The organism is Acinetobacter sp. YH12046 (assembly GCF_013419905.1).
Lineage (GTDB): Bacteria > Pseudomonadota > Gammaproteobacteria > Pseudomonadales > Moraxellaceae > Acinetobacter.
Window position 1 is genome coordinate 1 of the sequence record NZ_VOZF01000046.1, and the last position, 12,193, is coordinate 12,193.

Below are 12,193 nucleotides of genomic sequence, written 5' to 3' on the forward strand. Positions count from 1 at the left end.
CATGAAATACGGTATTCTGATGTGACAAAACCTGAATCCTGGTCGTTAAAGTGTTTGTTTGCACTCATATTTTAACTGTTAGGACTCAGGTTTTTTTATTTAAAGCAAACTATGGGACAGCAGTGGCTTCAAGCTTCCTTTTTATTTGAAACATCTAGTAATAAATTAAGACCCAAGACTGGAATTTAATGCCAACCCAGGAAGCAACTTAGCAGCGATAATGTATACATCTGTATATTAATTGCTGTAAGTTGCGAGATATTTTGCATGTCCACTTCCCTAGACGGTCTTCAATTTCCCATTTCTGCTTCACAACAAAAACCAAGCACATCGAAAATCGGCCGTAACATTATTTCTGAAGCCTTAGCCGCAGTCGATCCTGTACATGCTACTGCAGCACAGCAGGAAAAGAACTGGCGTAAGCAATATCCAGTACACTTTAAACATCTGGTTGAAGATGGATTACGCTCCGCAGGTGCAGCACTAAGTATTGCCAAGCAAGGTCTAGAAACTGCACATGCCAGCTTTGAGTTTTACCGTGATGGCCAGAAGCATCTACTGAAAGATGTCATGTCTTTACCAGCGCAGAACCTGAATACTTTCCAGCTGAAAGGCCAGTCTGAAAAAGCCCCAGAATGGTATGTGCCCTATCATGGCAAAAAACTGCAAGGACAAGCATTACTGGATCAGATCCAGTCTTGGGAAGAGCATGGTATCGTCGAACCGAGTCATGCCAATGCACTGCGTGAATGTATTGCCCATCCGGAATGGTTTGACCTATCCGATCGTACCACTGTTCTATTTGGAGCCGCTTCTGAAGCAGGTCCACTAACCTGGTTGTCGAAATGGAAAGCCAATATTGTCGCGATTGACCTGCCGAATACTCGTGTCTGGGGCAAGATTTTAGATACAGTAAGTCAAGGCAACGCCACTTTATATGCACCATCAGTTGAAGCGCTTCCTGCTGATACTTCACTGGAAGTTTTAAAAGAAAAACTGGGGGCTAACCTGCTCACTCAGATTCCTGAAATTGCCCAATGGCTGATTCAGTTCAAACAGGATCTGGATCTCGCGGCGATTGCTTATCTGGACGGTGAAAAGCACGTACGTGTTTCCATGGCGATGGATGCCATTATGAAATATGTCAGCAAGCAGAAAGCCAATACCAGCCTGATGTATATGTGCACCCCGACGGATGTATATGCAGTTCCAGAAGAAGTCGTTCAGGCTTCACAAAGCAAATACCAGCAGTTGTCGAAATTGGAAAGTACTTTAACCAAAGGCATTTCACTGATCTCACGCAAGCATTTTTTCCAGAAAAATAAGCAGGATCTGTTTAAGGTTGGCGATAAGTCTTATGGTGTTTGTGACTGTCTGGTCATTGAGCAAGGTCCGAACTATGCACTGGCTAAACGCATCCAGCAATGGCGTGCAACATTGGCTCGTGCCAGCGGGCAGCAAGTGAGCATCAATATCGCCCCTTCAACCACAACTTACTCTGTGACCAAGAACCCACTGCTGAAAGCTGCGTTTAATGGTGCCAGCCTGTTTGATGTAGAAGCGTTTGCACCTGAAACCACTAATGCGATTATGGCAGCCCTGTGGATTCATGACTTACGCAACTCTGAGTCTGTTGCAAATCCTGATGTACAACTCAATCACCCACTTGAATTGATGATGTCAGGCGCGAATCATGGCGGTTTATGGCGTGTGGCTTATCTGGCACGTACAGCATTGCCGTTTGCTGCGTTGTATGGTTTTGCAACGGATAAACTACCGAACGGATTGTTAGGTAAATTGAAGAAGTAATTCTTCTTAAATAGATAGATCTCTCTCTAGAGCAAGTTTTAAGGTAATACTCAAATATGGGTTAGTGAAAAAGTATTTTTACTTTACCCTCACCCCCTTGCGTAGCAATGTTACTCATCCCATAGGGAGAGGGTGTTTTCTTTGTGAAATTAATACTTCTTTTGGATCTTCAAGAAGATTCCCTCTCCTGAGCAAGCTTTAAAGCATTGCTTTAAAAGTACAGCGCAAGTGAGGGTTAGAGAGAGGTTTCAATAATTCCCCCTTGCGCAGTGGCGCTACTCGTCCCATAGGGAGAGGAATTATCATGTGATTTATTATAACTTCCAAATGGAAATTCCCTCTCCTGAGCAAGCTTTAAAGCACTGCTTTTAAAGCGCAGCGCAAGTGAGGGTTAGGGAGGGGTCATCTTTTATTTAAATCCCTCATCTCTTGCAGAAGAGGAGTACTCCTATCTTCCACAAGGAAATATAAAAATCACCCATAAAAAAACGCTGCCTAAGCAGCGTTTTTTACATCGAATCTTCTTAGAAAACTTTCAGAAGAATCCAGTACAAACCACCTGATAAACAGATCGTTGCTGGCAGTGTAAATATCCAGGCAGACAGAATTGATTTGACCATTTTAAAGTTTAGGCCCGACTTGTTCGCCACCATGGTACCTGCAACTGCAGAGTTCAGGACATGAGTGGTAGATACTGGCATACCAAAGCCATCAGCAGCAGCGATCGTAGACATGGCTACCAGTTCGGCAGACATCCCCTGACCATAAGTCATGTGCTCTTTACCGATCCGCTCACCGACAGTTACGACAATTCGTTTCCAACCCACCATGGTACCTAAACCCAATGCCAAGGCTGTTGCCACTTTCACCCAGGTCGGAATGTATTGCAGGAATGAATCCAAGTTGTCTCGATACTCATCAACGGTTTTTTCCTGAGCCTCGCTCATTGCCGGTAAAGCTTCTGCTTTGTCCAGACGTTTAAATGCTGTGGTGCTCAGGTACATGTCGTTACGGAATTCTGAAACTTGTGTTTCTGGGACATCTTTAATATTGCTGTAGCTACCGACTTTATCACCCAAATGATCTGTCAGGCTTGCCAGTGCAGGAACAACCTCAGCATTCAATTCTTTGGTTTGAATGTAGGTCGTGATGATGGCACGTGCTTTTTCGTCCGGAATATCTTCATGCTGCGGATAAATCGCATCAGCCGTTTGCGCAGACAACTGACCAAAAGACTGGATATGTGCTACATCCAGATTTTTGTTTAATGAATATGCCAAAGGTACACAACCGATCAGGATTAGCATGATCAGACCCATACCTTTTTGACCGTCATTTGAACCATGCGCGAAGCTCACACCTGTACAGGTAAAGATCAGAATGGCACGAATCAGCGGTGGTGGTGGCTTATTGCCTTCAGGTGGCTTAAACAGTTCAAGTTGCTTTCTGAAGATCTTTTTCACCAGCAGGAATAGCACTCCAGCAAAAGCAAAACCGATCAAAGGTGAAAACAGCAATGCTTTACCAACTTTCAGCACCTGTTCCATATCCACACCAGAAGCACCACCACCTGAATTCAACAGGTAGTTCATGATACCTACCCCCAGAATCGAACCGATCAGGGTATGTGAACTGGAAGCGGGAATGCCAAGGAACCAGGTACCCAAATTCCAGAGAATCGCGGCAATCAGCATGGCAAAAACCATAGCGAAACCGGCACCTGTGCCGACATTCATAATCAGCTCGACAGGCAATAATGCAATGATCCCATATGCAACAGCACCACTGGCCACCATTACCCCAAGGAAATTACAAAAACCTGCCCACATGACTGCAACCGGTGCAGACAATGCATTGGTATAAATCACGGTCGCAACCGCATTGGCCGTGTCGTGGAAACCGTTGACGAATTCGAAGCCCAGCGCAATGAATAACGCCGTGCCTAAAAGAAGCATTGAATACAGACCGATCGGTGGGACATGAGCTAAATCTGAAGTCAATTGGAAGCCGATATAGATCAGCGTGGAGATAATTAGAGTCAGAAACACCGGCATAAAAAATTTCGGTGTGGGCACATGAACATTGGCCGGCTTATCAGAAGGCGACTGTTGTGCTGAACCTAAGGGAGTTTGATTAGAATTCATGCAAGCAGGAATAGAGGATTCAAGAATCCCCATATTGTTCAGTTAAATTGTGACAATTATATGACAAAGTGCTGTCATATAAACCAGTTTTTTAGACTTTCTCGTTGCCGTTTATCCTGTAACCACCTGCTCTAAATTTTAAAAATATACAAATATAATCAATTATTTATTAAAAATAAAACGCTTGAATCGCCCAGCTTTATTCATGTTTTGCAATATATCTGATCATTCTTACCCGGCTGTCATATTTCCGAGCCTGTCATATTTGGCTAAAGATTAGCTTTGTAATATGACACTCTGATGAAAGCTGCTTACATTTTATTTTCCAGTCGTACCCTTTTATCAGAAACTTTAATTTCCAGATTTCCATCTGTTTTCAGCTTTCTATACCGGCTTGAGTTTCTTTATCAAATTTTCATATCAAGCATATCCAGCATTCTGTATAAGCGTTACAGAAAACTGCGCACTAATCTGTTAAGATTATTGCCGTTTTTGATGCTTACTGAGAAAGTTTGAATGTCCACACTTGCCACCCTAAAAGAACTTCTTGCCAAGAGAATTTTAATTATCGATGGTGCGATGGGTACCATGATCCAACGCCATAAATTGGAAGAAGCCGATTATCGTGGTGAGCGTTTTGCTGATTGGGCATACGACCTTAAAGGCAATAACGACTTACTTGTGCTGACTCAGCCACAGATTATTCAAGGCATTCACGAAGCATATCTTGAAGCCGGTGCCGATATTATTGAAACCAATACCTTTAACGGCACCCGTGTTTCAATGTCTGACTATCACATGGAAGATCTGGTTCCTGAGATCAACCGTGAAGCGGCGCGTCTTGCCAAAGAAGCCTGTGCAAAATACTCAACGCCTGAAAAACCACGTTTTGTGGCAGGTGTGATTGGGCCGACATCACGTACTACGTCGATTTCTCCAAATGTAAATGACCCTGCCTTCCGTAATATCACTTTTGACGAATTGAAAGTGAATTACATCGAATCAACCAAGGCCTTGATTGAAGGTGGCGTCGATATCATCCTGATCGAAACCGTATTTGATACTTTAAATGCCAAAGCTGCCATCTTTGCAGTGAAAGAAGTGTTTAAAGAACTGGGCACTGAATTGCCAATCATGATTTCAGGTACGATTACTGATGCATCTGGCCGTACATTAACGGGTCAAACTGCGGAAGCGTTCTGGAACTCAATGCGTCATGCAGAACCAATCTCAATTGGTTTCAACTGTGCCCTGGGTGCAGATGCCATGCGTCCACACGTAAAAACCGTGTCTGATGTGGCAGATACTTTTGTATCTGCCCACCCTAATGCCGGCTTGCCAAATGCCTTCGGTGGTTATGATGAAACTCCAGAAGAAACTGCAGCTTTCATTAAAGAATTTGCTGAAAGTGGTCTAATCAACATCACCGGTGGTTGTTGTGGTACCACTCCCGATCACATCCGCGCGATTGCTCAAGCAGTTGAGGGTATTGCTCCGCGTCAGGTCCCTGAAATTGAACCAGCATGTCGTTTAAGTGGTTTAGAGCCATTTAACATTACTAAAGATTCACTATTCGTGAACGTCGGTGAACGTACCAACGTCACCGGTTCGAAAAAATTCCTGCGTCTGATCAAAGAAGAAAACTTCGCTGAAGCACTAGATGTTGCCCGTCAACAGGTTGAAGCCGGTGCACAGATCATCGACATCAACATGGATGAAGGCATGCTCGATTCAGAAGGTGCGATGGTGCACTTCCTGAATCTGGTGGCATCTGAACCTGATATTTCTCGTGTGCCAATCATGATTGACTCATCAAAATGGGAAATCATTGAAGCTGGTCTGAAATGCGTCCAAGGTAAAGCGGTTGTTAACTCGATTTCCCTGAAAGAAGGTTATGACGAGTTTGTAGAACGTGCCCGCCTCTGCCGTCAGTACGGTGCAGCGGTGATTGTGATGGCATTCGATGAGAATGGTCAGGCAGATACAGCTGAACGTAAAAAACAAATCTGTAAGCGTTCTTATGACGTGCTGGTGAATGAAGTTGGCTTCCCGTCTGAAGACATTATCTTTGACCCGAACGTATTCGCTGTTGCAACCGGTATCGAAGAACACAACAATTATGCTGTAGATTTCATCGAAGCCACTGGCTGGATTAAACAGAACCTGCCAAATGCGATGATTTCTGGTGGTATCTCCAACGTATCGTTCTCATTCCGTGGTAATGAGCCGGTACGTGAAGCGATCCATGCGGTATTCCTGTACTACGGTATTCAGCAAGGTTTAACCATGGGTATTGTGAATGCTGGTCAGCTAGCAATTTACGATGACATCGACAAAGACCTGAAAGATGCGGTTGAAGATGTAATTCTGAACCGTAATCAGGGTGAAAGCGGTAATGAAGCAACTGAAAAATTGCTGGAAATAGCTGAAAAATACCGTGGTCAAGGTGGTGCACAAAAAGCGGAAGAAAACCTTGAATGGCGTAATGAAAGCGTTGAAAAGCGTCTTGAATATGCACTGGTTAAAGGTATTACCACTTACATCGACCAGGATACTGAAGAAGCTCGCCTGAAAGCTGTTCGTCCACTCGACGTAATCGAAGGCCCATTGATGGCGGGTATGAACGTCGTTGGTGACTTGTTCGGTGCTGGTAAAATGTTCCTGCCACAGGTGGTGAAATCTGCACGTGTCATGAAACAAGCTGTGGCATGGCTGAACCCGTACATCGAAGCGGAAAAAACCCAAGGTGAAGCCAAAGGTAAAATCCTGATGGCGACCGTAAAAGGCGACGTACATGACATCGGTAAGAATATCGTAGGCGTGGTACTGGGCTGTAACGGTTATGACGTGGTTGATCTTGGTGTGATGGTGCCATGTGAAAAGATTCTGCAAACTGCGATTGATGAGAAAGTTGACATCATCGGTTTGTCTGGTCTGATCACCCCTTCTCTAGATGAAATGGTCTTCGTTGCTAAAGAAATGCAGCGTAAAGGTTTTAACATTCCATTGATGATTGGTGGCGCAACGACTTCTAAAGCGCATACTGCAGTGAAGATTGCTCCGCAATACCAGAATGATGGCGTGTACTACACGGCTGATGCTTCTCGTGCTGTAGGTGTGGCGACTCAATTGCTTTCTGCCGAAATGAAGCCAAAACTGGCAGCAGACTATGCAGCGGATTATGAAAAAATTCGTATCCGTCTTGCCAACAAGCAACCGAAAGCAGCGAAACTGTCTTATGCTGAATCGGTTGAAAATGGTTTTAAAATCGACTTCGATAAGAATGCACCATTTAAACCAAACTTCATCGGTTCACAAACTTTCACCAACTATCCTTTAGAAACCTTGGTGGAATACTTTGACTGGACACCGTTCTTTATTTCTTGGAGTCTTGCGGGCAAATTCCCGAAAATCCTTGAAGATGAAGTCGTGGGTGAAGCCGCACGTGACCTGTATGCACAAGCACAGGCGATGTTGAAAGACATCATTGAAAATAAACGTTTCGATGCGCGTGCAACTTTCAGTATCTACCCTGCGAATCGTACCGGTTCAGATACGGTTGCAGTGACTGATGAAGCTGGCAATGTAACGCATACTTTCGAGCACTTGCGTCAGCAGTCTGACAAAGTGACCGGTAAAGCGAACTACTCATTGGCTGACTTTATTGCGCCTAAAGATGTGGCTCAGGATTATCTGGGTGGCTTTACCGTTTCAATCTTCGGTGCGGAAGAGCTGTCTCAGGAATATAAAGCCAAAGGTGATGACTATAATGCGATTATGGTTCAAGCCTTGGGTGACCGTTTTGCGGAAGCCTTTGCAGAGCATCTGCACCAGCGCATCCGTAAAGAGTTCTGGGGCTATCAGGCTGACGAAACTCTGGATAATGATGAATTGATCAAAGAGAAGTATGTCGGCATCCGTCCTGCGCCGGGCTACCCTGCTTGTCCTGAACATTCTGAAAAAGCGCCACTCTTTGACTGGTTAGGTACGACTGAGAAGATGGGTACTTACCTAACTTCTAGCTTTGCAATGTGGCCACCTTCATCAGTCAGTGGTTTCTACTATGCGAACCCTGAAACTGAATACTTTAACGTAGGCAAAATCTCTGGCGATCAGCTGGAAGATTATGCAAAACGTAAGGGCTGGACACTGGATGAAGCAAAACGCTGGTTAGCGCCAAATCTGGATGATTCAGTGGTTTAATCCCCCTCGATCCCCCTTTTTCAAAGGGGGAGGAATCGATTCGTATCGAATATAAAAAATCCCCTCGAGTGAGGGGATTTTTTTGTTTTTTAAATCTCCCCTAACCCCTCTTTTTCAAAGAGGGGAATTTCACGTTTTAATTTAATTACATAACAGCTCCTCCCTTTTTAAAGGGAGGTTGGGAGGGATTTTTTATCACCTAAAAAACTTTTCATTCTAGAAGCCACTAATCTTTGTTTATAAACAACCCTAGCAACATTTTCTATTAACTTTACATATGAAATAAATACTTCAGAATCAGCAAAATAGTTCGGATAAGCTTGTTTAATGCCATCAACAGCATCAGAAGACACCAACGCTACAATCCAATCAGGATTTGCCTGTAAAGTTGATTCATATAAAGTGTATTGTTCTGAAGCTTTTGAATGTTCTTTTTTTTCAAAAAATTCATGTTGAACTGACTTAGTTCGTAAATTAAGCCTTAATAAATAAAATCCCTGTTGGACTGACTTCTTAGATAGTTCTCCATGAATAAATTTTATCGAGTCTGCAAAACTTCTAAAACTATATTCGATAGTTATATGATTACTCAGAACTTGATTAAATAATTCAGCTATTTCTATACATTCATTTGCAATATTTTGATTTTTTAATGCTTTAGTTAAATACTCTTCTATTAGATCTTTTTGGCTATTTTTAGCGAATGAATCCAAAGATTCTATATAATGAAATTGACTACTTACTAGTTTGAAAAATCTAGCCCACTCATCAAGACCATTCGTAAATTTCAAATTATTATTACTAAATATATCTACTATCTCTATACTTGTTGCCCAACTATGTTGCAATTGCGTGCGAAGTTGGACTTCAACACTTCTTAAAATATTTTCTGAATTTTTAAATTTCCCAATAACATGTATTCCTCTATAACCATCTGGCTTAGGATTTTCTAAATAATTTTTAAAACGTACCTCTCCACTTTCTCCACAAAAGTCTGAGTGTTTTTTTAGTTTTGAAAGTACCCTATTTACATCTTTAATATTTTTTAGGACTACCCGAATTCCGCCAATATCCTGCATGTTTTTTAGACTCATCCTACTAAATCTAGAAAGCTTGCGAATTATTGAATCAGCTCTTTTAATTCTTCTAGCAATAAATACATTTCTATATGAAGAATTCATAACAGCTTTTACTGTTTTTTCCGCATTGTCTAATGCAACAACATGACTATCCCTCCAAAAAGTTAATATTTTCAATGTATCCACTTTTAGCTTATGACTCTTATCATTCGCAAGTTTCTTTAAATCTTCACCAGCTTTTTCTACTTGATTATTTGAATAATTCATCTAAATTTATTTCTTTTGTAATATTTTTAAATTATATATTTATTAATTCAAATTTTGAATAATCAAGTTTAGTACTGCATCCAACTCTTTCAAAACCTGCCCATTATCAAACCTCAATACTTTCAACCCAAGTTGAGCCAAAGCTTCATCCCGAATCCGATCTGCTTCCAAACCATCATCAGTAAAGTGCTGGCTACCATCACATTCAATCACCAAATTGGCAGCAGGACAGTAAAAATCTACGATGTAATTCAAAATTGGCTTTTGCCGATAAAACTGTAAACCTAGAATTTGCTTATTACGAAGTCGTGACCATAACAGCTTTTCAGCATCTGTCAGGTTGTTGCGTAAATCACGCGAAGCTTGTTTTAAGTTTTTATTATAGGGCTTCATTTTTATTCTCTTTTATTTTTAATCTCCCCTAACCCCTCTTTTCCAAAGAGGGGGGACTCCATGTAAACAAATAAATTACGTGACAGCTCCTCCCTTTATTAAAGGGAGGTTGGGAGGGATTTAATTTATCAAATATGCGCCCCTTTTCTCACCCATCAATCCTCGACTGTTCGTTTTTACACTTTTAAGTCTGCAAAAATCATCACTTTCATGAATAATAGACCAATAAAATTATCTCCCAAATCAATGACTATTGGTGTTCCAATGAAGAAACTCATGAACGGTGCTGAAAACATCGTTGTCGAAATGTGCAAAGGCTTTGTCCTGGCACATCCAGAACTGGCATTTAATGAATCTTATAAAATCATTTCCCGAAAAGAAAAACACCAAAATGTCGCCCTGATCAGTGGTGGTGGTAGCGGTCACGAACCTGCTCATGCCGGCTTTGTTGGCCAAGGTATGCTAGATGCTGCTGTATGTGGTGACGTATTTGCCTCACCTTCACAAATTCAGGTCTATAAAGCCTTGCAGCAAGTCGCGACGGACAAAGGTGTCCTGATGATTATCAAAAACTATTCTGGCGATATGATGAATTTCCAGAATGCCGCTGCATTAGCAACTGAAGATGGCATCAAGGTTGATTACGTAAAAGTCGCAGATGACATCGCAGTAAAAGACAGCCTATATACAGTTGGTCGTCGTGGTGTTGCTGGTACAATCTTCGTGCATAAGATTGCCGGTGCTGCTGCCTCTAAAGGGTATGAACTTGCTCGCGTGAAAGAGCTGGCTCAAAAAGCTGCGCATAACGTGATTAGCCTTGGTTTTGCCTATACCTCTTGTACCGTTCCAGCTAAAGGCACACCAACATTTACTTTAGCTGATGATGAAATGGAATACGGCGTCGGTATCCACGGTGAACCGGGGATCCGTCGTGAAAAGATTCTGCCTTCTAAAGAACTAGCTCAGCGCATTGTCGATGACCTATTTCTGGATCGTCCAAACCTGACTGAAGTTGCAGTTCTAGTAAATGGCTTTGGTACAACACCACTGCAAGAATTGTATGTGTTCAATAATGATGTATGTGAACATCTGGCAAGTAAAGGCATCAAAATTTACCGTACCTTTGTCGGCAACTACATGACCAGTATCGACATGGCAGGTGCATCAGTTTCGCTACTAGCTGTGGATGATGAACTGAAAACTTATCTGGATGCAGAAGCCAATACCCCCGCATTTAAAATGGATGGTTCACCTGCACTGCCATTTGAGTTTGCTGCCAAAGACCAAGCTGCTGTACGCACAGTAAATACAGATGTTGAAACACATCCTGAACATGCTGTGATTGCCAATGAACAATTCACCATTGAAAACATGCGCTATGTGGTGGATGTGATGAGTGCCTGTATCATTAAAAATGAAGTGCCTTTCTGTGAGCTGGATGCCCATGCAGGTGACGGTGACTTCGGGATGAGTGTGGCTAAAGGCTTTAAACAACTGAAACGTCAATGGCATGAACTGGTTCAAGCTGAACAGATGGATGACTTCTTACTCAATTGTTCAATGATCATCATGGAACATTGTGGCGGTGCATCTGGTCCAATCTGGGGTTCTGCTTTCCGTGCAGCAAGCAAATCGATTAAAGGTAAAAACACGTTAACCGTGGCAGATTTTGCTGACATACTACAAGCTGCTGTTAAAGGCATTCAGATTACAGGCGAACGTTCATTTGGCCGTGGTGCAGTCGTGGGTGACAAAACCCTGATTGATGCTCTGGTTCCATGTGCAGATTCTTGGTCAGCGAATACTGACAAGACCTTTAAAGAAAACTTTGTTCTAGGTGCGCAAGCAGCAGTTCAAGGTGCGGAATCAACCAAAGACATCGTGGCTCGTATGGGTCGCGCAGGAACTGTGGGTGATCGTAGTCTGGGTTATCCAGATGCTGGTGCGCATGGTTTAGGTGTGATCTTTACTGATATTGCTGAGCATATTAAATAAGATTATATGATGTAAAAAAGCCTCGAAATTTTTCGGGGCTTTTTATTTATATTCTTACTCCAATCCTCTCTTGCGCTTCCTTTAAAGCAGTGCTTTAAACTCGCTCAGGGATAAGGAGTAACATATGTTTATTTGCTTCAGCAAGTTAAGAATAGATATTCCCTCTCCTTTTAGGAGATGAGATACCGTCTTGGTAGTCAATCAGGTTTTGAGATTATTCGACCACTAAATAATCTCTTTGATAGGCAGTCTGATGTTTTAAAACGCCATAACACAGATGTATAAGCTTGCGCATTGCAGCAC

General features: G+C 42.4%; 6 protein-coding genes. 3 read left to right on the plus strand and 3 right to left on the minus strand.

The features are described 5' to 3' along the window. The first annotated feature begins 267 nt into the window (after positions 1 to 267). Positions 268 to 1,809 carry a hypothetical protein gene (locus FTU03_RS15085; protein WP_179993417.1) on the plus strand — a complete coding sequence of 514 codons (1,542 nt, stop codon included), beginning with the start codon at positions 268 to 270 and terminating at the stop codon, positions 1,807 to 1,809. Between the two features lie 524 nt (positions 1,810 to 2,333). On the opposite strand, the gene FTU03_RS15090 is transcribed toward FTU03_RS15085, so the two are convergent. After that, complete coding sequence (locus FTU03_RS15090) at positions 2,334 to 3,953, minus strand: inorganic phosphate transporter (RefSeq protein ID WP_179993416.1); 1,620 nt, start codon at positions 3,951 to 3,953, stop codon at positions 2,334 to 2,336. Positions 3,954 to 4,469: 516 nt separating this feature from the next. Between FTU03_RS15090 and metH the strand changes: the two genes are divergently transcribed. Further along, positions 4,470 to 8,156, plus strand: coding sequence for a methionine synthase (gene metH, locus FTU03_RS15095; protein WP_179993415.1), 3,687 nt, complete (start codon positions 4,470 to 4,472; stop codon positions 8,154 to 8,156). A gap of 167 nt (positions 8,157 to 8,323) precedes the next feature. On the opposite strand, the gene FTU03_RS15100 is transcribed toward metH, so the two are convergent. Together FTU03_RS15100 and FTU03_RS15105 are read right to left on the minus strand one after the other, a co-directional pair. Beyond that, entirely contained in the window at positions 8,324 to 9,502 is a 1,179-nt protein-coding gene (locus FTU03_RS15100) for a RelA/SpoT domain-containing protein (RefSeq protein ID WP_004783046.1), read from the minus strand. A gap of 42 nt (positions 9,503 to 9,544) precedes the next feature. After that, a complete protein-coding gene (locus FTU03_RS15105) occupies positions 9,545 to 9,895 on the minus strand; it encodes an endonuclease domain-containing protein (protein ID WP_004783047.1) in 351 nt (116 codons plus the stop codon). Positions 9,896 to 10,159: 264 nt separating this feature from the next. Between FTU03_RS15105 and dhaK the strand changes: the two genes are divergently transcribed. Beyond that, positions 10,160 to 11,890 carry a dihydroxyacetone kinase subunit DhaK gene (gene dhaK, locus FTU03_RS15110; protein WP_179993414.1) on the plus strand — a complete coding sequence of 577 codons (1,731 nt, stop codon included), beginning with the start codon at positions 10,160 to 10,162 and terminating at the stop codon, positions 11,888 to 11,890. Positions 11,891 to 12,193: the final 303 nt, after the last annotated feature.

Bases quoted from the DNA above. Each gene is read 5' to 3' on its own strand.
- FTU03_RS15085 (WP_179993417.1), top strand. From the start codon at position 268: ATGTCCACTTCCCTAGACGGTCTTCAATTTCCCATTTCTGCTTCACAA.
- FTU03_RS15090 (WP_179993416.1), bottom strand. From the start codon at position 3,953: ATGAATTCTAATCAAACTCCCTTAGGTTCAGCACAACAGTCGCCTTCT.
- metH (WP_179993415.1), top strand. From the start codon at position 4,470: ATGTCCACACTTGCCACCCTAAAAGAACTTCTTGCCAAGAGAATTTTA.
- FTU03_RS15100 (WP_004783046.1), bottom strand. From the start codon at position 9,502: ATGAATTATTCAAATAATCAAGTAGAAAAAGCTGGTGAAGATTTAAAG.
- FTU03_RS15105 (WP_004783047.1), bottom strand. From the start codon at position 9,895: ATGAAGCCCTATAATAAAAACTTAAAACAAGCTTCGCGTGATTTACGC.
- dhaK (WP_179993414.1), top strand. From the start codon at position 10,160: ATGAAGAAACTCATGAACGGTGCTGAAAACATCGTTGTCGAAATGTGC.